20 protein-coding genes are annotated in these 21,020 nt (G+C 61.6%); 17 read left to right on the forward strand and 3 right to left on the reverse strand.

The features are described 5' to 3' along the window. Position 1: 1 nt before the first annotated feature. Genes ACIQUB_RS20645 through ACIQUB_RS20655 form a run of 3 tightly spaced genes read right to left on the reverse strand, consistent with a single transcriptional unit; the run spans position 2 to position 3,395 of the window. Complete coding sequence (locus ACIQUB_RS20645; RefSeq protein WP_402931678.1) at positions 2–946, reverse strand: carbohydrate ABC transporter permease; 945 nt, start codon at positions 944–946, stop codon at positions 2–4. Between the two features lie 15 nt (positions 947–961). Next, positions 962–2,266, reverse strand: coding sequence for an ABC transporter substrate-binding protein (locus ACIQUB_RS20650; protein ID WP_402931680.1), 1,305 nt, complete (start codon positions 2,264–2,266; stop codon positions 962–964). 46 nt (positions 2,267–2,312) lie between these two features. Beyond that, on the reverse strand, positions 2,313–3,395 hold the full coding sequence (locus ACIQUB_RS20655) for an ABC transporter ATP-binding protein (RefSeq protein WP_402931682.1): 1,083 nt from the start codon (positions 3,393–3,395) through the stop codon (positions 2,313–2,315). A 293-nt stretch (positions 3,396–3,688) separates the two neighbouring features. Between ACIQUB_RS20655 and ACIQUB_RS20660 the strand changes: the two genes are divergently transcribed. From ACIQUB_RS20660 to ACIQUB_RS20740, 17 genes are all read left to right on the forward strand, one after another. Then, a complete protein-coding gene (locus tag ACIQUB_RS20660; protein WP_289718282.1) occupies positions 3,689–4,471 on the forward strand; it encodes an SDR family oxidoreductase in 783 nt (260 codons plus the stop codon). Positions 4,472–4,474: 3 nt separating this feature from the next. Next, entirely contained in the window at positions 4,475–5,611 is a 1,137-nt protein-coding gene (locus ACIQUB_RS20665) for a pyridoxal phosphate-dependent aminotransferase (RefSeq protein ID WP_402931684.1), read from the forward strand. A gap of 43 nt (positions 5,612–5,654) precedes the next feature. Then, positions 5,655–6,533: an alpha/beta fold hydrolase gene (locus ACIQUB_RS20670; RefSeq protein WP_402931686.1), complete on the forward strand. Its 879-nt coding sequence runs from the start codon at positions 5,655–5,657 to the stop codon at positions 6,531–6,533. Positions 6,534–6,538: 5 nt separating this feature from the next. Continuing rightward, positions 6,539–7,792, forward strand: coding sequence for a hydantoinase/carbamoylase family amidase (locus ACIQUB_RS20675; protein ID WP_402931688.1), 1,254 nt, complete (start codon positions 6,539–6,541; stop codon positions 7,790–7,792). Next, positions 7,792–8,721, forward strand: a complete 930-nt coding sequence (locus tag ACIQUB_RS20680; protein ID WP_402931690.1) for a cupin domain-containing protein — start codon at positions 7,792–7,794, stop codon at positions 8,719–8,721. The genes ACIQUB_RS20675 and ACIQUB_RS20680 overlap by 1 nt, the downstream gene beginning before the upstream one ends. After that, positions 8,721–9,659, forward strand: coding sequence for a nucleoside hydrolase (locus tag ACIQUB_RS20685; RefSeq protein ID WP_402931692.1), 939 nt, complete (start codon positions 8,721–8,723; stop codon positions 9,657–9,659). The genes ACIQUB_RS20680 and ACIQUB_RS20685 overlap by 1 nt, the downstream gene beginning before the upstream one ends. Before the next feature lie 366 nt (positions 9,660–10,025). Then, positions 10,026–10,961 carry an ABC transporter ATP-binding protein gene (locus ACIQUB_RS20690; RefSeq protein ID WP_402931694.1) on the forward strand — a complete coding sequence of 312 codons (936 nt, stop codon included), beginning with the start codon at positions 10,026–10,028 and terminating at the stop codon, positions 10,959–10,961. A 22-nt stretch (positions 10,962–10,983) separates the two neighbouring features. Next, a complete protein-coding gene (locus ACIQUB_RS20695) occupies positions 10,984–11,763 on the forward strand; it encodes a class II aldolase/adducin family protein (protein ID WP_402931696.1) in 780 nt (259 codons plus the stop codon). Positions 11,764–11,816: 53 nt separating this feature from the next. After that, entirely contained in the window at positions 11,817–12,842 is a 1,026-nt protein-coding gene (locus ACIQUB_RS20700; protein WP_402931698.1) for an ABC transporter substrate-binding protein, read from the forward strand. 5 nt (positions 12,843–12,847) lie between these two features. Then, a complete protein-coding gene (locus tag ACIQUB_RS20705; protein ID WP_402931987.1) occupies positions 12,848–13,636 on the forward strand; it encodes an ABC transporter permease in 789 nt (262 codons plus the stop codon). Continuing rightward, on the forward strand, positions 13,633–14,391 hold the full coding sequence (locus ACIQUB_RS20710) for an ABC transporter permease (RefSeq protein ID WP_402931700.1): 759 nt from the start codon (positions 13,633–13,635) through the stop codon (positions 14,389–14,391). The genes ACIQUB_RS20705 and ACIQUB_RS20710 overlap by 4 nt, the downstream gene beginning before the upstream one ends. A gap of 7 nt (positions 14,392–14,398) precedes the next feature. Then, entirely contained in the window at positions 14,399–15,694 is a 1,296-nt protein-coding gene (locus ACIQUB_RS20715; protein ID WP_402931702.1) for an LLM class flavin-dependent oxidoreductase, read from the forward strand. A 9-nt stretch (positions 15,695–15,703) separates the two neighbouring features. After that, positions 15,704–16,216: a flavin reductase gene (locus ACIQUB_RS20720; protein WP_402931704.1), complete on the forward strand. Its 513-nt coding sequence runs from the start codon at positions 15,704–15,706 to the stop codon at positions 16,214–16,216. A 113-nt stretch (positions 16,217–16,329) separates the two neighbouring features. Continuing rightward, positions 16,330–17,913: a Na+/H+ antiporter gene (locus tag ACIQUB_RS20725; RefSeq protein ID WP_402931705.1), complete on the forward strand. Its 1,584-nt coding sequence runs from the start codon at positions 16,330–16,332 to the stop codon at positions 17,911–17,913. Between the two features lie 160 nt (positions 17,914–18,073). Further along, the gene (locus ACIQUB_RS20730; protein ID WP_402931707.1) at positions 18,074–19,114 is read left to right on the forward strand and encodes a zinc-dependent alcohol dehydrogenase family protein; all 1,041 of its coding nucleotides are present in this window, start codon (positions 18,074–18,076) and stop codon (positions 19,112–19,114) included. A gap of 109 nt (positions 19,115–19,223) precedes the next feature. After that, complete coding sequence (locus tag ACIQUB_RS20735; RefSeq protein ID WP_402931709.1) at positions 19,224–19,781, forward strand: TetR/AcrR family transcriptional regulator; 558 nt, start codon at positions 19,224–19,226, stop codon at positions 19,779–19,781. Between the two features lie 42 nt (positions 19,782–19,823). Continuing rightward, complete coding sequence (locus tag ACIQUB_RS20740; RefSeq protein ID WP_402931711.1) at positions 19,824–21,014, forward strand: efflux RND transporter periplasmic adaptor subunit; 1,191 nt, start codon at positions 19,824–19,826, stop codon at positions 21,012–21,014. The last annotated feature ends 6 nt before the right edge of the window (positions 21,015–21,020 follow it).

A 21,020-nucleotide genomic window follows, 5' to 3' on the forward strand; every position in this document is an offset into this window, starting at 1 on the left:
GTCAGTAATTCCAGCGAGAGCGCAGCAGAGCCATCTGCGCCATGGAGATGGCAAGCACCACGAGCAGCAGCGCCACCGAGAGTGCCGAGGCATAGCCGGCCTGCTGCATGATGAAGGCGCTGTTGTAGATGTGGTAGACGATCAGGTTGGTGCTGTCCTGCGGTCCGCCCTGGGTCATCAGGAAGGCGGGCGCGAAGGCCTGCAGCGAAAACACCGTCATGATCACGACGACGAAGAGCGTCGTACGGGACAGAAGCGGGATCGTCACGTTCCAGAGAACCTGGCGGCGCGTGGCGCCGTCGATACGGGCGGCCTCCGTCAGTTCCACCGGCAGGCCCTGCAGGCCGGCGAGGAACAGGATGGCGCCGAAGCCGACCTGCTGCCAGAGCGTCATGGCGATCAGGGCCGGAAGCGCCTGGCTCGTCGACGTCAGGAAGGGCTGGTTGCCGATACCGACGATGTTCAGCACACCGTTGATCAGGCCGTTCGAGGGGTCGAGCAGGAAAGACCACATGGTGGCGACGACCACGGAGGAGGTCACGACCGGCAGCATGATCATGGTGCGGACAAGGCCGCGCGCCGGCAGCTTCGAATTGAGGAAGAGCGCCAGCGAGAAGGCGACCGGGATGACGAAGACGACGACGCCGAGCGCGAAGAGGAAGGTAACGCCGAAGGAGACGGCGGCATCGTCATAATCGATCATGTCGGTGAAGTTGCGCAACCCGACGAACTTTGCGGCGGCCGGGTTGAGCAGGGAGTAGTCATAGACGCTGTTGCGGGCCATGACGAGCAAGGGCACGTACTGGAAAACCAGCAACAGGATCATGAACGGCGCAAGGAAGCCGGCCGCAAACAGCCAATCCCGCTTCTGCCGCTTGGTAGCGGGTTTTCGCGTTTTTGGTTTCGCTGTGGCCGAAGCCGTGGATAGGGTATTTGAGACCGACATTCTTGCGTCCAATGCTTAGCGATCGAGAACTCGCTGTACTTTCTTCTCGGCGTCCGCCATCAGGTCGGCTGGATCGCCGCCGAAGGCCACGGCACGCAGAGCATCGGTAACGAGCTTGTCGTACTGGGCGAACTTCGGACCCGGAGGACGCGGCTGGCCCCATTCCTGCAGCTGATCGACGAAGACCTTCATCGGATAGGAATTGTAGGTCTCGAAGCGTGGGAAGAGGCTCTTCAGTGTAGGAAGATTGCCGCGCTGGCTGACGTTCATGTAGGCGTATTCACCCGTGGACATGTCGACCACGAACTTTGCAGCGATATCGGGATGCTTGGAACGCGCCGTCGCGCCGATCGTGGTCGAGCCGGTGTGGACGATCGGGGTCTTGAAGTACGGGATCGGGGTGATGCCCCATTCGATCTTCGGATCCTTGATCAGCGCGCTGCCGGCGGCAGGCGTATCGATGTAGAAGCAGGCCTTGCCGTCGAAGAAGGCATTCGGAATGCCGACCTTGGGCGCGACACCTTCGGAATTGAAGAGCGACTTGTAGAACTTCAGGGCTTCGATCGCTTCCGGCGTGTTCAGGTATCCCTCGACCGACTTACCGTCCTTGGAGAGTGCCCAGAAGGTCTTGTAGGCGGAGCTTTCCGGATCGGCCTTCGGGTCGCCGGCTGAACGCTGGTAGATCAGGTCCTGATAGACGAGGCCGGGCTGGCCGTTGCCGAAACGGGTCGGGCCGAGACCCCAGACGCTCGGTGCGCCGGCCGGCCCCTGCTGGCAGGCCTTGAAAGCAGCCAGTGCTTCCGGCCAGGTCCAGGCCTTGTCGAGCGTCTGCGGCGGCTTGATGCCGGCGGCTTCGACGAGCTTCTTGTTGTAGTACATGGCGACCGTGGTCTGCTCGATGCCCGGCGAATAGACCTCGCCTTCGTAGCTGTGCTCGGCCTTGGTTGCGGGAAGGATGTCCTCGTCCCAGCCCTTTGGCAGGTACTTGGTGATGGGCAGCAGGATACCGGAGGCGGCGTAAGACTGGGTGTTCGGACCGTCGTAAACCAGCACGTCAGGCGGATTGGAGCTCGCGGCCTGAACGGAGATCGTGTCGGCCAGCTGGGCGAAGGGAACTTCGTTGATCTCGAACTTGACGCAGGGATTTTCCTTCTGCCAGGCCTCCATCGGCGCCGGATAGGGGTAGTTTCCCGGCGTGCGCAAAATGCGCAGCGTCACGGCCTCGCCGGTACAGGCAGCGCTGTCCTGGGCAAATGCGCCGGTGCCGCCAAGCGCGGTGGCGCCAAGCAGGCCGGCGAGAAAGAGTATGCGTGCATTCATCAGCTGTTCTCCTTGTTTTTATGCAGTCGTACAGGCAGTGGTCGCGTCAGATGGCGCGGCCGGTATCCGGGTCGAAGAGAGACATGCGGTCACGGGCGATGCGCAGCGACTGCGTCTGCCCCTCGGCCGCGGCGAACTCCGGCGGCAGCATGGCCGAACAGGCAACGCCCTCGAGCGTGAAATGAACGAGTGTCGTCGGGCCGAGCAGTTCGGCCATGTCGACTGGGACGGAGATCTCCGTTGTGCCATCGGCCAGGAAATGTTCGGGGCGCAGGCCGATCTCGACACGGCGGCCGGCGTAGGCCTTCAAGGCTTCGAGCTTGTCGGCGGGAGCGGCGAGCATGGCCCCCGCAAACTTCAGCGTCGGCACTTCGCCTTCCATAACGACGTCGGCCGGCAGGAAATTCATGGTCGGGCTGCCGATGAAACCCGCGACGAAACGCGTGGCCGGACGTTCGTAGAGTTCCTGCGGCGTTCCCTGCTGCTCGATCAGACCCTTGTTCAGCACCACCACGCGGTCGGCCAGCGTCATCGCCTCGACCTGATCGTGGGTGACGTAGACAGTGGTCGCCTTTAGCCGTTTGTGTAGGCGGCGGATTTCCGCGCGCATCTGCCCGCGGAGCTTCGCATCGAGGTTGGAAAGTGGCTCGTCGAACAGGAAGACGGCGGGATCGCGGACCATCGCGCGACCCATGGCGACGCGCTGGCGCTGGCCACCTGAGAGCTGCTTGGGGCGGCGCTCCAGCAGGGCGGAGATATCGAGGACCTTGGCCGCATCCTCGACGCGGCGGCGAATCTCGGCCTTTTCCATGCCCGAGAGCTTCAGGCCGAAGCTCATGTTCTGCGCCACCGTCATATGCGGATAAAGCGCGTAGTTCTGGAACACCATGGCGATGTTGCGATCGCGCGGCTCCAGCTCGTCCACACGCCGGTTGCCGATCCAGATCTCGCCGTCGGTCAACTCCTCAAGGCCCGCCAACATACGGAGCGTCGTCGACTTGCCGCAGCCCGACGGGCCGACAAGCACCACGAACTCACCGCTGCGAATGTTCAGGTTCAGGTTCTCGATCGTATTCGCCGAGGCGTTTTCGTAAGTCTTCCCTACGTTTTTGAGGGACACATCTGCCATGAAAATTCCAGCCGTCTGTTTCAGAGGTCATTCCGCCCGAGGGCTTGGATGCGACATTATGCCTTTTCGGTATTCGTGCAATAGCTATTCGTATACACGAAATGAGTTTTCGAAAATAATCGCGCAAACGCTAAACAAATAAGCTGCGTGCCTCATTAATTCGCATTGCGTGCGAAAATGTTCGTCAAATTGCGCTTTGGTGGTAAAAAATTCCAATTGGATCGCAAAAAACTCTATGGACATGATCATAAATCGGCGTATGCAAGAAGGCGAAATATGTATTCATATAGGAGATGCAGGTGGAACTTAATCTTGCTGGAAAGACGGCACTGATCACTGGAGCCTCGCAGGGCATCGGTCATGCCATCGCGAAAGTACTGGCTGCTGAAGGATGTCACCTTCACCTTGCCGCCCGTAACGGCGCGGCGATGGAAGAGCTGAAGGCCGAGCTGGCGCAGTATCCGGTCAACGTTACCGTACATGAAGCTGATCTCGGCACGACCGAGGCCATGGTGGCGCTCGACAAGGCCTGCGGCGACTACGATATTCTGATGAACAATGCAGGCGATATCCCTGCAGGTTCGATTGAGGACGTCACGGACGAATCGATCCGTCGCGGCTTCGATCTCAAGGTGTTCGGCTACATCACGCTGGCGCGTGAGTTCTGGAAGCGCCGCAAGGGCAAGGGCGGCGTCATCATCAACGTCATCGGCAATTCCGGCGAGAATTGGGATGCCGCATACTTTGCCGGTTCCACTGGCAATGCCGCGCTGATGAGTTTCACCAAGGCGCTCGGCGGCCGCAGCATGGACGAAGGCATCCGCGTCGTCGGCGTCAACCCCGGCCCGGTCGATACCCCGCGCATGTTCAAGATCATGAAGCGCAAGGCGATCGACATGCTCGGCGACGAGAGCCGCTGGGAAGAACTCTACGACAAGTACCCGGGCAAGCGTCCGGCAACCGCCGAAGAAGTCGCCGATCTCTGCGTCTTCCTGGCGTCGCCCAAGGCCGGCTACATCAGCGGCACGGTCGTCACGATCGACGGCGGCATTGCAGCACGCGGTTCGGTGATCTGATTCATGGCCGACGCACGCACCCGCAACCGCTATTTCGACGACCTGTTCTCCACGCCTGATCTGGCGTGGATGGGTCAGAACACCAACCATGTGCCCGCCCATCCGGCGGTCGCGGAAGCCATGATCCGCTCGGTCGAGGCGGGCGAGTTCAACGCCTATGCCCCGCCGATGGGCTTCGAGGCACTGCGCAGCGCGATCGTCGCCGATCTCGGCGTCGCCGGAACCTCGGCCGAAGCGCTTGTCACTGAAGGCGGCGTCAATGCGCTCGCGATGATCTGCAAAGCGCGGTCGAAGCCTGGCACCACGTTCGTTACCACCGACCCCACCTGGAAGTGGCCGTGCATGTTCGCCGAGCAGGCTGGTGCCGAAGTTGTCCAGATTCCGATCTACGACGCTTCCGTCAACTACAAGCTGGCGCCCGAGGCACTGCGCGCCAACGTCGATGAGCGTTGCGCCATCATCTACATCGTCGATCCGAACAATCCGCTCGGCATCCGTTATGACCGCGAAGAGATCGAAGCCTTCGCCGAGATCGCCCGTTCGGTCGGCGCGCTGCTGATCCACGATTGCACCTATCGCGATTTCGCCGAAGGCCATACGCCGGTGTTGCAGGTCGCGCCCGAGGGCACGGTGGTTTCGCTGTCGTTCTCCAAGTGGCTCGGTCTCGCCGGCATGCGCATCGGTGCGCTCGTCGCCGAGCCGAAGCTGGTCGACGAGTTCTCGGCAGCCTCCACCTCGGTGCTTGGTGCATCGGTCGTGGCCCAGCGCGCGGCGATGGCTGGCCTTTCGGTCAAGTCGGAATGGATGAAGGACGTGCGCCGCATCGACAGCGCCAACAAGGCGATGATCATCGAGGCCTCCAAGGCGACCGGTCTTTCGGTTCCGATCCCGGTCTCGCATGGCAACTTCCTGGTTCTCGAGACCGCCTCCACCGGCGTTTCTCCCGAGGCCATCGTCGAAGCCGCCCGTCGCGAGGGTGTAATGATCCGCCAGGGTCGTTACCACACGGCCGCGTTCGGTGATCGCTTCATCAAGGTCTCGACCTCGGTACCATCGGCCTGGGCGGAGCGCTTCTGCGAAGGCCTTCCGCGCTATATCGAAACCGCGCGCACGCTCAACGACGTTCCGGCCCTTTTCTAGGGCCGGCATATCCATCGACGATACGAGGCAAAGAGGCTTTCACATGTACGCGACCGCCAAGGATGGAACGAAGCTTTACTACGAGACGGCAGGAGAGGGCGGAACGCCGATCCTGTTCATCCACGAGTTCGGCGGCAATTACGATGCCTGGGAACCGCAGATGAGCTTCTTTGCCCGTCGTCACCGCTGCATCACCTATGCGGCGCGCGGTTATGCGCCATCCGATATCCCCACGGATATGGAGATGTATTCGCAGGCCAATGCCGCCGATGACGCGGTTGCCGTGCTCGATGCGCTCGGCATCGAAAAGGCGCATATCGCCGGCCTGTCCATGGGCGGCTTCGCCACCCTGCATTTCGGCCTTCGCACGCCGGAGCGCGCGCTGTCGCTAACGGTTGCCGGCGCCGGTTACGGGACAGAGCGGGAAACCGCTGACTATTTCCGCAACACCTCGCTGAAAGTCGCCGACAATTTCGAGAAGGATCCGGTTGGGTTCTCGAAGATCTATTCGCTCGGCGCCAGCCGGGTGCAGTTCCAGAACAAGGATCCGCGTGGCTGGGCGGCCTTTGCCGAGCGCCTGTCGCATCATTCGGCTATCGGTGCCGCCAACACCATGCGCGGTGTCCAGTGCCGCCGCCCGTCCTTCTGGGATCTCGAAGAGCAGCTGAAGACGATGAGGGTGCCGACGCTGGTCATGACCGGCGACGAGGACGATCACTGCCTGCAGCCTTCGATCTACCTCAAGAAAATGTTGCCGGCTGCAGGTCTCGCCATCTTCCCGAAGACCGGCCATACGCTGAACCTCGAAGAACCTATGCTGTTCAATTCCCTCGTGTCCGACTTCATCGCCCAGGTGGAGCAGGGCGCCTGGAAAGTGCGCGATCCGCGCGCTGATCCCGGCCAGGTGATGCGGACGGAGTAAAAGACATGGCGCGGCCCGCAATCTCTCCCGACCGGCTCTGGACCCGCCTGATGGCCCTCGGCAAGGATGGCGCGCTGCCCGGTGGCGGCGTCAACCGTCAGGCGCTCTCGGGCGAGGAGATCCTGGCATGGCGGCGGATCATCGCCTGGGGTGCGGCGGCCGGCCTCGAAGCTTCGACCGATCCGGCGGGCAATCTGTTTCTTACCCTCAAAGGCGTGCTTCCCCACCTGGCGCCTGTCGTTGCCGGCAGTCACATCGACAGCCAGCCGACAGGCGGTCTTTTTGATGGGGCCTTCGGCGTGCTCGCCGCGCTCGAGGCCGTGACCGCGATATCGGAAGCAGGCCTGACGCTCGAGCGTTCTATCACGGTCGTCGGCTGGATGAACGAAGAGGGCAGCCGCTTCGCTCCCGGCATGATGGGCTCCGAGCTCTTTACTGGTATGCGCACTTCCGAAGAAGTGATGGCCGTGCGCGATGCGGACGGTATTAGCGTCGGTGAAGCTCTCGGCTCGTTGCATGCCGCGTTCCCCGATTTGCCTCGTCGCGAGCTTGGTTTTCCGATGCACGCCTACATCGAGCCACATATCGAGCAGGCCGATGTGTTGGAAACGGAAGGGGCCGTTATCGGCGTCGTCTCCGGCATCCAAGGCAAGAAAACCTACGATATCACGATCACCGGCCGCGAGGCACATGCCGGCACCGAGCCGATGAGCCGCCGGCAGGATGCGGTGCGGGCGTTCGCGCGCATGGCGACGCGGATGCATGATGCGATGGCCGGCGAGGATCTGATCAAGTTCACCATCGGCCGCGTCGTCGTCGAGCCCAATGCGCCGTCAGTCGTCCCGGCCAAGGTTAGCTTCCGCATCGACCTGCGCCATCCCGAAAATACCGTGCTGGAAGCGTGCGGCGCCCGGCTGGAAGAGATCGCACGCGCCGAGGCCGGCGCCTGCCAGGTCGAGATCCGCCGCCTCGTAGACGCGCCTTCCAACGGTTTCGACGAGGGACTGAAGCAGGCGATCCGGGTTTCGGCGGACCGGCATGGATTGTCGCGTCTGGACGTTCTTTCTGCGGCCGGACACGATGCGCGGCAGATGGCGCCGTTGACGCGGTCCGCGATGATCTTCATTCCCTGCCGGGGCGGCATCAGCCACCACCCGGACGAATGGTCCGAACCGGATCATGTCGCCGCCGGCGCGACCGTTCTTCTCGACCTGCTTCTGGAGGAAGCCGGTGTTTCGTTCAACCAAGGAGATGCATGATGAGCACAGCCAACGACATGGCCGAAATGCCGGTCCAACTGCCGCGCGAGCCCGCGAACGCAGCCGAGGCGCGCAGCCGCTATTTCAATTCCGGCAATGCCTTCAACATAAAGCTTCCCGCCGTGCCGGGGCACATCTTCATGGACGAGCCGGCTGAGGCGATGAAGATGGAGAAGACCGGTTTCATCAACTGCGACCAGTCACAGAAGATGGAATGCGGCTTTGCCGCGACGACGCCGCTGATGCTGGCGCGCTATGCGGTCGTTAAGGCCGGTGAAACGCTGGACACGACGCTCGTGAACACGGCGTCGATCTGGTACGTCATCAAGGGCAGCTCCAGCTTGGTCGTCGGTGACGAGACGGCGACGCTCGGCAAGGGCGACGTCTTCCTTATGCCGGGTGGCATCGCATCCGCGATCACCGCCACGGACGACTGCGTCTTCTGGGCTGTCGGCAACGATCCGCAGCTGAAGTTCGACACCTCCGCGCCGGTGACCGGCAAGGAAGCCGCGGTGCAGTTCGTGCATTATCCGGCCGATGAAATCACCCATCAGCTCGACGTGGTCTACAGCTCGAACGCCAATGCCTCGACCTCAGGTCACGCGCTGATCTTCTCGGCCGAAAAGACTGAAGCCGCCCGCAACATCACGCCGACCATGACGCTCTCGCTGAACACGCTGAAGCCGAAGAGCGCGCAGCCGCCGCACAAGCACAATTCGGCCGCCATCACGCTGGTCGTCGCCGGCGATCCCGCTTACTCCATGGTTGCCGAGCAGAAATGCGACTGGTCGCCCTGGGCAACGCTGGTCACGCCTGCAGCCGCCAAGCACAGCCACCACAATGACGGCAACACCCGCGCCGAATTTTTGATCGTGCAAGATGGCGGGCTCTACTATCATGCCCGTACCATGGGATTCGAGTTTTACTGATGCGGCTTATCATCGATACCGATACCGCAGGGGATGATACCTATTCCCTGCTGCTGGCCATGAAGACGCCGGGGTCGACGCTGGAGGCGGTGACCGTCTGCGTCGGCAATGTGCCTTTCGACCAGCAGGTGGAAAACGCGCTGGCGACCATCGAGGCCGCCGGCTTCTCCGGCAAGGTGCCGGTTTACTGCGGTGCACGGCGACCGATGGTCAAGCCGTGGGAAGCCTCCACCATGCACGGCAATGACGGGATGAGCGGCGCCAACCTGCCGATCGCCCGCCAGCGGCCTGAAACGATGCATGCGGTCGATGCGATCATCGAAAAGGTGATGGCGGAGCCCGGCGAGATCGACATCCTCGCCCAGGCGCCGCTGACCAACATCGCGCTGGCGGTGATGAAGGAGCCGCGCATCGCCAAGGCGGTTCGCCATCTCTGGATCATGGGCGGCACCGACAACTCGGTCGGCAACATCACGCCCTGCGCGGAATACAACTTCTTCATCGATCCGGAAGCGGCGAAGATCGTCTTCGAGGCGGGCTTCAATATCACGCTTTCGACCTGGACGCTCACCATGCGCTCCAGCCTGTTCGAAGCGGACCAGCTCGACGAAATCTTCGCGATGAAAACGCCGCTGTCGGAGTTCTACCGCAAGGTTTCGGCCACGCCCCGCCAGACGGCCGAGGCGCGGTATGGTCGGCCGATCAGCACGCATCCGGACTCTTTGACCTGCGCCATGGCGCTCAATTCCGATCTGATCGAGATTGCGCGCGACGCCGTTGTCCGGATCGAGACCGCGGGTGAGATCACCCGGGGATTCTCCGCCGTTCACCCGCCAGTTCTCGGCAATCGCTGGCCCGAGTTCAAGGTCAACGCCCGCGTTGTCGAGAAGGCGTCGAACAATGGTTTCTTCGAGATGATGAAGCGGGCGCTCTCCTAGGTCCAGGCCTTCTTCGTCAATTTTCGAGGACCGGGGACGGCGTCGTTCCCGGTCTTTTTTTGCGCATGCCCATCCGCGAAAATGGCTGTTTGCCGATATTTCGAGCCTTGATGTCTGATGGCTAAAAAATACCCACGTCGTGCACAACAAATAGCGCATCAGGAACACGAATATTGAGTATATGTATGCAAATAATGATAAAAATGTATAATTATTGCGCTGATGCGGTGATTGCAGACCTAATTACCGCTCTCTGTCGCGGTAAATGTAGGTTTCTGGGTTGAAAATTACGTGGCTTTGCATCTGGCACGGTGCTTGCTTGTATTTATTCGACGAAGATTTGCATACGTGACAGGAGTCGTGCTCATGACTGACAGGGCGATTACGCCGGCCGAACTATTTCCTCGCGGTCCGGCTTCCGGCGCCATGGGGCTGATCGAGTTGCTGAAACCGCGAAAGGCGCAAGCCACTCTCCCAGCTCCGGCCTTGCTCGAATCTGCCGATACCATGGATGACGGAAAGCCGCTCATTGAGCTGCGCAACGTCTCCAAGACCTTCGGCGCGACGAAGGCGCTGAGTGATCTCGAGGTGTCCATTCGCCCTGGTGAGCTGGTCACCGTGGTCGGTCCCTCCGGTTGCGGCAAGAGCACGCTCTTCAACATCCTTGCCGGTCTGGAAGAGCCGGATGCGGGTAATATCCTGCGTCTGAAGGGCGTGAGCTCCACGGCTTCGGATCTGCTCGGCAAGGTATCCTTCATGCCGCAGCGCGATCTGCTGCTGCCGTGGCGCAATGTCATCGACAACGCCATCATCGCGCTTGAAATCGAGGGCATGCCGCGCGCCGAGGCGCGCAAGCTGGCGATGGAGATGCTTCCCGAGTTCGGTCTCGCCGGCTTCGAGAAGCAGTATCCCAACCAGCTCTCAGGCGGCATGCGCCAGCGCGTGGCGCTGATGCGTACCTTCCTGTTCAAGCGCGACCTGATGCTGCTCGACGAACCGTTCGGCGCACTCGATGCGCTCACCCGCACGATGATGCAGCGCTGGCTGCTCGATGTCTGGCAGAAGCACAAACGCACGGTTCTGTTCATCACTCACGACGTCGACGAGGCTATCTTCCTCGGCGACCGCGTGCTGGTCATGACTGCGCGACCAGGCAAGGTGAAGCTCGAACAGGTTGTCGACCTGCCGCGTCCGCGCAAGGCCGACATCGTGACGTCTCCCGAATTCATTTCACTGAAAAAGACTCTTCTTGAGGCAATCGAGGAGGAAAGCATGAAGTCCTTCCAGGTCGCCGGACACTAATTGAAGCATGAGGAAACAGATTATGACTGACCACTATTCGGGTCGCCCGGCCCATATCGCCGAAGACGAATGGAAGGCTCGCGTCGATCTCGCCGCCTGCTACCGCATGGTTGCCCGCCTCGGCATGGACGATCTGATCTACAATCACATCTCGATGCGCGTGCCCGGTCACGATGACCAGTTCCTTCTCAACCCCTACGGTTTCCTGTTCGAGGAAATCACCGCGTCGAGCCTCGTGAAGATCGACATCGAAGGCAATAAGCTCGACGACACCCCCTACACGGTCAACAAGGCCGCCTTCGTCATTCACGGCGCACTCCACAAGTCGAGCCATGATGCCGTCTGCGTGCTGCACACGCATTCCGATGCCAGCGTCGCCGTATCGTCGCAGAAGGGCGGCCTGTTGCCGCTCAGCCAGTTCGCCATGCGCTTCTATCAGCGCCAGGCCTTCCATGCCTATGAGGGTGTCGCCATCGATCTGGCGGAGCAGGAACGCCTTATCAGTCATCTTGGCGACAACAAGGTGATGCTGATGCGCAACCACGGCATCCTCACCATCGGCCGCACGCCGGGCGAAGCCTTCATGCTGCTCTATTACTTCGAGCGCGCAGCGCGCATCCAGCTCGATCTCCAGGCAGCGAGCGCTTCTGGCGCCGAGCTCGTAGTCCCGCCGCACGACGTTTGCGAGAAGGCGGCACGCCAGTTCTGGGAGAGCAAAGGCGACATTCTTATTGCCGGCGAACGGGAGTGGCCGGCTTTCCTGCGTCAACTGGACCGGGAAGGCTCGGACTTCCGGCAGTAAGCACATCGATGGGAGGGTAACGATAAGTCACGAACAATATAAAAGAGGGTTTCATGCTCAACAGACGTAACGTCATCGCAGCTTTCGCTGCCGCTGCCATCACGCTTCCGGCACTCGGCATGGGCGCTGCTCCTGCCTCCGCACAGGAGATGGTCGATGCCAGCCTGCGCCTCAAGTGGCTCACGCAGGCCCAGTTCGCCGGCTTCTACGTCGCGCTCGAAAAGGGCTATTACAAGGACGAGGGCATCAACCTCACCATCAATCCTGGCGGACCGAACCTTCTGACCGAAAACCTCGTCGCCACCGGCGCCGACACGTTCGGCCTCTCCGGCGGCACTGACAGCGTCTTCGCGGGACGTGACAAGGGTCTGCCGATCGTCTGCATCGGTGTCGCACATCAGCAGACCCCATTCGTCTTCGTGTCGCACAAGGACGGGTCGGTTCAGAGCGTTGCCGATTTCAAGGGCAAGAAGATCACGACCTGGTTCACCGGGGCCAACCACGTGCTTGCGGCCATGCTGTCGAAGGCCGGCATCGATCCCAAGGAAGCTGATATCCAGCCGCAGCAGGTTTCCGTCACCCCCTTCGTCGACGAGCAGGTCGATGTCGTGACCGCCACCCGCTACAACGAGCTCTATGTCATCAACCAGCGCGTCGGTAAGGAAAACCTCAACCTCTTCGTGCCCGAGGACAGCGGCGTTTCCTTCCCGCGCGATACGCTGATCGTTTCCGAACAGACCGCCGCCGAGAAGCCTGAGCTCGTCGAGAAGTTCCTGCGCGCCAGCGTCAAGGGTTGGAAAGAAGCCTTCGCCAACGAGAAGGAGGCGATCGACATCATCATGAAGATTGCGCCGACTCTCGACCGCGCCCAGCAGGAATTCATGCTGTCCGAGATCAAGACGCTGATGACGGCGGGCAAAGCTTCCACGGATGGCATCTTCACGATCGACAAGGCCGCCGTCGGCTCGGCCAACGAACTGCTCGCCAAGTACGGCGTGATCTCCAAGCCCGTCGATCTCGACAAGGCCTTCAACGCTTCCTTCATCGACAAGATCCCGGCCGAGGAACGACGCCTGTGACTGGAATGAAAGCTTCCGCGACAAGCCTGCCCGTCATCTCGACGGGCAGGATCTACGCAGCGGTGAAACCAATCCTGTGGCTGGCCATAGGGCTGTTGGCGATCGAGGTGATCGTCATGGCCTTCGGTATCCGCCCCTATTATCTGCCGCGCCCAAGTGCCATTGCCGCCAACATCATGGCGACGCCCGGCGCCTATCTTGCCGGCCTGTGGCGGACCTTCCTTGAGACGGCGCTCGGCTTCGTCGCCGGTAGCCTGTTCGGCGTGGCGATCGCGGTCGTCTTCCATCGCTGGACTGCGCTTCGCGAGCTGTTCTTCCCGCTTTTCATCGTCTCGCAGACCATTCCGGTCATCGCTTTCGGCGCCGTGGTCGTGCTCTGGTTCGGCAACACGCTGTTCGCCAAGGCGGTGATCTCCTTCTACGTCAGCTTCCTTCCGGTGACGGTCAATGCCATCCTCGGCTTTTCGTCGGTCGATCCGAAGCAGGTTCAACTCATGCGCAGCTTCGGCGCCAGGGACGGGCAGATCCTGCGGCGCATCTATCTGCCGGCCGCCTTGCCGCAGATCTTCGTCGCGTTGAAGCTCGCCTCTTCGCTGGCTCTCGTCGGTGCGATCGTCGGCGAATGGTTCGGCGACACGACCGGCCTCGGCGTGCTGCTGCTGCAGGCGATGTACAACGAAAACGTCGTCGGCATCTGGGCAACCATCGTCGTCTCCGCCTGTCTTGGCATGGGGCTCTATGGCCTCGTTTCCTGGGCCGAGCGCCATATCGTCTTCTGGGGGATCGAGAAATGAGCACTCAACGCACGGACAACCTGCGCCAGATCGGCCGCGGCATCGCCGGCGCGCTGCTCATCGCGGTTATATGGGAACTGGCAGCGCGCGGCTTCAACCTGCCCGCCTATGTGCTGCCTTCGGTTTCCAGCATTCTCTCCGGAATGGTCTCGGACGCTCGCAATCTTCTCGACGCCACCGCCTATACGGCGGGTGAAGCACTTGCGGGTTATGTGATCGGCTGCGCCATCGGCATGTCGCTCGCCGTCCTCGTCACCGTCATCCCCGCCGCGCGCGGTGTCGTCCTGCCGCTGGCGACCGCCATCAATTCGGTCCCCGTCGTCGCCTATTCGCCGCTCGTCCTGCTCTGGTTCGGCATGGGCATGACGTCGAAGGTGGTGATGGTAGCGATCGCCGTCTCCTTCACGATCTTTCTCAGCACCATCGCCGGCCTCGACCGGGTCGACCGCAAGACGGTCGATCTCATCCGCTCCTTCGGCGCCGGACAGTTTGCCATCGTCTGGCGGCTGCGCCTGCCGACCGCGCTGCCGCTGATCATCGCCGGCATGCGCGTCTCGACGGTGCGCAGCGTTCTGGTGGCCATCGTCACCGAAATGCTCGGCGCTTACGGTGGCCTCGGCTGGGTCATCTACCAGGCAGTGCTTCAGATCGACTTCGTCAAGGTCTGGGCGGCCATCATCGTCGCCTCGACGATCAGCCTCGTGTTCTTCGGCGCGATCAGCTTCGTCGAGCGGCGTTACGTCTTCTGGAGATAAGCATAGCATGACACGCAAGATTCACTTCGGTCTCTTCCTTCTCGGTACCGGCAGCCATGTCGCCGGATGGCGGATGCCGGGCGCGGTCGATAGTTTCCAGAATATCGACCAGGTCCGCGCCATCGCGCAGGAAGCCGAGCGCGGCCTGTTCGACCTGATCTTCATGGGCGACAACCTGCACGCCGATCCTGCAGCGCATCCTTCCTACACGGCTCGGCTCGAGCCGCTGACGCTGCTCTCGGCCGTCGCCGGCGCGACGAAGCATATCGGCCTCGGCGCCACGGTCTCGACCACCTACAGCGATCCCTTCACGGTCGCCCGCGTCTTCGCGTCGCTCGATCACCTGAGCGGCGGTCGCGCCGCCTGGAACGCGGTGACCACGGCGAACCCGACGGCGGCGGCGAACTTCGGGACCATCCATCCCGATCACGCCAAGCGTTACGAGATCGCCGAGGAGTTCCTGACTGTCGTTCGCGGCCTGTGGGATTGCTGGGCGGACGACGCGATCGTCGCCGACCGCGAGACCGGCCTTTACATCGATCCTGCCAAGGTTCGCTGCCTCGACCACGACGGAGCGCACTTCAAGGTCAAGGGACCGCTGAACATCGGCCGCTCACCGCAGGGCCAGCCGATCATCCTGCAGGCCGGCGGTTCGGGCCCCGGCCAGGAACTGGCTGCCAAGTCGGCCGACGTGGTCTTCTCGGTGACGCAGGATCTCGACGAGGCGCGTGCTTTCTACCGCTCCGTCAAGGATCGTTTGTCGAAATACGGTCGCGCCGAGGACAGCATGGTCATCCTGCCGGGTCTCATGCCGATCGTCGGACGCACCGAGCGCGAGGCGCACGACAAACTCGCGGCGCTTCAGGGTTTCATCAGCGAGACCAATGCGCTGTCGCTGCTGTCCGATCGCTTCGGCATCGATATGAGCGTCTACGATCTAGATGGTCCCATTCCCGACGACCTGAAGCCATCGGACAATTACCACGCCTTCGCCAAGGTCATGCTGGACAAGGCGCGGCGCGAGAACATGCGGCTGCGGGATGTCTACAACCTCATGGCCGCGGCGCGCGGGCATTGGGTTCTATGCGGCACGCCGGAATACATCGCCGACACGCTGGAGACCTGGTTCAAAACCGGCGCTGCGGACGGTTTCAACATCATGCCGTCGCACTTCCCTGATGGCCTGACCGATTTCGTCGACATGGTCGTGCCGATCCTGCAGCAGCGAGGCATCTACCGGACCGAGTACGAGGGCAACACCCTGCGCGATCGCATGGGTTTTGAACGGCCGGAACGGGTATAGGAGCCTGACATGGGGATCATGGATCACAGCTTCGAGACGGTGGAAAGCATGCAGTTCCGTCGCGGCATGTCGCGCCTCGGCGCGGCGGTCAACATCGTGACGACACGGGCCGACGACGGGCCTTATGGCTTCACGGCATCAGCGGTTTGCAGCGTCAGTGATACGCCGGCCACTCTGCTCGCCTGCATAAACCGGACGAGCTCCTGTTTTCCGGCATTTGAGACCGCGCGTTTCTTCTGCGTCAATACGCTCGCCCCGAGCCACGAAGCGTTGTCCAATCTGTTTGGCGGCAAAACCGCGATGGCCGAACGCTTCGCAATGGGTCAGTGGACGGAAGGGAAAAGCGGTGTGCCTGTTCTTGAGGACGCCCTTGTCAGCTTCGAATGCGAGCTGACACACGCTGTCGATCAAGGGACGCATCGGGTGCTGTTCGGGCGCGTTCTTGGCTTGTGCGCTGGGGGCAACGAGGAGGCGCTTCTTTACTGCGCACGGCGGTATCTGACGGTTGGGGCTCCGAGCTAGCGAAGACATCCTCAGCCTATGGCGATGCTGGACGAAGCGGCCTTCCAGCGCGCCATGTTGCCTTTCCGCGAAAGTCGTCATCTTATGTCCCGACCATCGCGGTGGGGAAACCAATGGACGGCACACATCTCTTTGAACTTGTGATCGCAATGTTCGTGGCGATCATCGCGCTTCATTATCTTGCTCATCGGTTGGGACTGCCTCCATCCGTGGCGCTTCTCACGGGCGGTGGGCTTCTCGCCTTCCTACCCGGGCTGCCGGCAATCACGGTCGATCCGGAGCTGGTGCTTGTTATATTTCTCCCACCCTTGCTGTTCGACGGTGCTTGGTCCATCGCCGTAGAGCGGCTGCGTCGTCACATGCTTGGCATTGCGTCGCTTGCGATCGGCGCCGTGTTCTTCACCACCGCTGTGATTGCCGTGGTCGTCCATCTGCTGATGCCGTCACTGCCATGGGCCGCGTGCGCAGCTTTGGGAGCAATCGTTTCCCCGCCCGATGCAGTATCCGCACGTGCGGTTCTCGAGCGAGTGAAGTTGCCGCGACGTCTGCAGATACTTCTCGAAGGCGAGAGCCTTCTAAATGACGCAAGTGGTCTGGTTGTCTTCCGCTTCGCCGTGGCGACGGTGGCAACCGGGACGTTCAGCGTATTTGACGCTGTCGGCACGTTTACGCTCCTTGCCGTCGGCGGTGCTGCCGTCGGCATTGTCGTGGGAACTGTCTGGGTCCAACTCATTCGTCGCCTGCAGGACGACTATCTGATCATAGCATCCACGGCATTGCTTTCCTGGGTCGCCTATCTTCTTGGCGAGCAGCTTCACGTATCCGGCGTCATTGCGACTGTTACGACGGGCCTGATCGCGTCCTGGCATCAGCATACGGTTCTTTCGGCTGCGACGCGTATGCGCGGGACGTCGTTCTGGACAGTCGTAATCTTCCTGATGGAGGCCGCGGTCTTCATCTTGATCGGCCTTTCGTTGAGGGACGTAATCGAGCGCGGTGGCGGCTTCGGTGCGATGATCGAATCCATGGCGTTTCCGGCTGTCGTCGTCCTCCTTGCGCTTGTGCTGGCGCGGTACATTTGGGTGTTCGGCTCCGATCTCGTTGTCCGCCTGTGCAACTCCGCTGGCCTTGCGAAGACCGTCCCTTTGGGCCTCGGAGGCGTGTCCGTACTCGGCTGGGCGGGTGTTCGTGGCGTCGTGACGCTCGCGCTCGCTCTGAGCTTGCCGGAAGACTTTCCAGAGCGAGACTTTATTTTGATCACAGCCTTCGTTGTGATCGCCGGCACAGTGCTCATCCAGGGGACGACGCTCGGCAAGATGATCGCATGGGCAGGATTGGGAGATGCGGAAACCGAGCGCGCTCCTATGACCATGAGCCAGGCTGAAGCTGCAATGGCACAGGTGCAGTTCTCAACGGTGCAGGGGCTGGCTTACGATGAAGCCGGCACACTGATCCATCCGCAGCTGCTGAAACGCTACGAACACCGCGCGACCGCCATCGTCGACTACGCTGCCCGTACCGAGGACTACGTGCCGATGTTGCAGGCACATTTCGACGTCGTTCTCGAAGCTGTCGCGGCTGGCCGCAGGGAGCTCATCCGCCTTCATCGTGCGGGTGAAATCGATGATGAGACACTGCGTGAGCTCGAACGCGACCTCGATCTGGAAGAGCTGAGTTCGATTTCCGCCAAGGCCTGAGGCGGCGGGTAATAGCGAGCAGCCGAGTCCACCGTACCTGGACAGCCAAGCGCGAACGCGCTTTGTAACGGTCGCAGACTGTAATAGCGTGGCGCAGCGATCTTGCACCCCGATGCATTGCCAAATCGGGTAAACACCGTGAAGCCCGAGGGAATGCATTATGAAGGCCATGTATTACGAAGCGTTCGAACAGACACCGGAGATCCGGACACTGCCCGATCCGGAACCGACGTTTGGCGGCGTGGTGATCAAGGTCGGCGCGACAGGTCTGTGCCGCAGCGATTGGCATGGCTGGAAGGGGCACGATCCAGACATTCAGCTGCCGCATGTGCCCGGCCATGAACTGGCCGGCAACGTGGTGGCGACGGGCAAGGGTGTGATGCGCTTCAAGGTCGGCGATCGCGTTACCGTGCCTTTCGTTTCCGGTTGCGGCCATTGCGCGGAATGCCATTCCGGGAACCAGCAGGTCTGCCCCAGCCAGTTCCAGCCCGGCTTCACCCATTGGGGATCCTTCGCGGAATATGTGGCGATCGATTATGCCGACACGAACCTCGTTACCTTGCCGGAAGAGATCGACGACGCGACGGCCGCCAGTCTCGGCTGCCGTTTCGCCACCTCTTTCCGCGCCGTTGCCGATCAGGCTCGTACGGGCCCCGGCGACTGGGTCGCCGTGCACGGTTGCGGCGGCGTGGGCCTCTCCGCCATCATGATCGCCACTGCGCTTGGCGCAAACGTCATCGGCATCGACCTGACCGAGGACAAGCTGGCGCTCGCCCGCCAATGCGGCGCGGTTGCCACGATCAACGCCGGTTCCGTGCCTGATGTGGTCGAAGCGGTGCGTGAAATCACCAAGGGCGGCGCGCATGTGTCGATCGACGCGCTGGGTCACCCGACGACCTGTTTCAACTCGATCAAGAATCTTCGCCGCCGCGGCCGGCATGTGCAGGTCGGTCTGATGCTCGGCGAACATTCGACACCGCAAATCCCGATGGCGCAGGTGATCGGGCATGAGCTTGAGATCTATGGCAGCCATGGCATGCAGGCCTGGCGATACGACGCCATGCTGACGATGATCACATCCGGCAAGATGAAGCCGCAGCAGCTTATATCCAAGAAGGTAGGCCTTGCCGAAGCAATTCCCGAGCTGATGACCATGGACAAGGCCGAGACACCCGGTATCGCGGTTATCACCAGCTTCTAGGACGCTTCGGCAACGCATTGCACGGAGGCGCGGAATTTGCGCTGCAGCAATTTTGCGCTTGCATTTAAAGACGACCGTTCGTAAATAAATCGCCGAACAGGAGTGTGCGATGGGCCGTACGAGAAAAATCAGCGAAGATGATATCCTCGATGCTGCCGAGCGCGTCGTTGTGCGCCTGGGCGCCGCCGGGCTCTCGATCGATGCCGTCGCCCAGGAGGCTGGTGTCAGCAAGGCGAGGGTGGTCTACGACCACAAGTCCAAGAGCGGCTTGCTGGAGGCGCTTGTCGATCGCAAATTCAAGACTGATGTCGCGCATGTCGAAGAATGCGTGTTGGCAGCCAAGGATACGCCGCATCCGGAGCTTTTCGGCCGCATCGCGTCAGCCGAGAGCACGATTGATGACACCGATCGCGCCGTTGCGATGGCGGTGAGCGCGTCGATGGCAAGCGGTGACAAGCTTCAGGAGACCATGCGGGAGTGGTGCGATCTCGATCTGAGAAAAATGGCGGAAGGCGCGCGGCCGAAGGCAGCTCTCATGGCCTATTTGGCGCTCACAGGCTTCTTCTGCACCGAGCTTTTTACATTTCATACGTGGCCGGAGGTGGAGCGGCGTGAGATTCTCGACGGCATACGGTCAATCTATCTCTCTTACGCCGACAAGACATGACGCACCCTAAGGGGTGCGGTGCAATTCAAGAAGGAATACGGAATGCAGCGTAGTAGAACGGCGCGCCTGAAGCTGTGCCTGATTGCCACCACTTTTCTGATTGCCGCATCTGGAGCCGCGTTGGCTCAAGAGGGAGCCGCGATGCCACCGCCGGCGGTCGGCGTCGTCGAACTCAAGGGCAGGGATGTGCCTGTTGTCAACGAGCTTCCCGGCCGCATCGCCGCGACCCGTATCTCGGAGGTGAGGGCACGTGTCTCCGGCATTCTGCAGGAGCGTGTCTTCGAGCAGGGCGCAACGGTCAAGAAGGATGATGTTCTCTATCGTATTGATCCGCGCCTGTTCAAGGTTCGCGTCGCCAGCGCGGAAGCTGCCCTTCAGCGCGCCAAGTCGATCGAGGACAATGCGAGGCTGCAGCTTGAGCGCCAGAAGAGCCTTCGTGACCGCAACATTGCGTCGGGTATCGATTACGACACCGCGGCCGTCAATCTCGCCCAAGCAAGCGCCGATGTCGCCTCTGCTGAGGCGGGTCTCGACGAGGCGAAAATCAATCTCGAATACACGGAAGTTCGCGCACCAATCTCCGGTGTCATCGGTGCCGCTCTGGTGACAGAAGGCGCGCTGGTGACCGCCGACGGAACATCGAACCTGGCGCTGATCCAGCAGGTCGATCCTGTCTACGCCGATTTCACGCAGTCGGCGCAGGAATTGCTGAACCTTAAGAGAGCCGTGGCTGCCGGTACGCTGGCGAGCGCTGCGCCAGGCGAGGCGCGTGTCGAACTGGTCTTCGACGATGGCTCGCTCTACGCCGAGACCGGCAAGTTGCTATTTGCAAACGCCAATGTCGATTCCAACACCGGACAGGTGACGTTGAGGGCGGAATTCCCGAACAAGTCGGGTGATCTGCTGCCCGGCATGTATGTCCGCGTGCGGATCGAGCAGGCCGTCAAGCACAATGCTGTCACCGTTCCCCAGCGCGCGGTCATCCGCGACGATACGGGCCAGGCGCAGGTCTACGTGCTCGGGGCCGACAATGTCGCGGAACCTCGCAAGATCACGCTCGGCCAGGCGCAGGGCTCCGAATGGCTCGTCGAGAGTGGCTTGAAACAGGGTGAAACCGTGATCGTCGACGGCGTCCAGAAGGTCCAGCCGGGTGGAAAGGTGGCGCCCGAGGCATGGCAGCCTGCCGACCAAGCGACGAGTTCCTCTCAGCAGCCCGCGAAGGCACCGGAGTAATCGATC

Origin of the sequence: Rhizobium sp. NPDC090275, from assembly GCF_044772225.1 — a bacterium.
GTDB lineage: Bacteria > Pseudomonadota > Alphaproteobacteria > Rhizobiales > Rhizobiaceae > Rhizobium.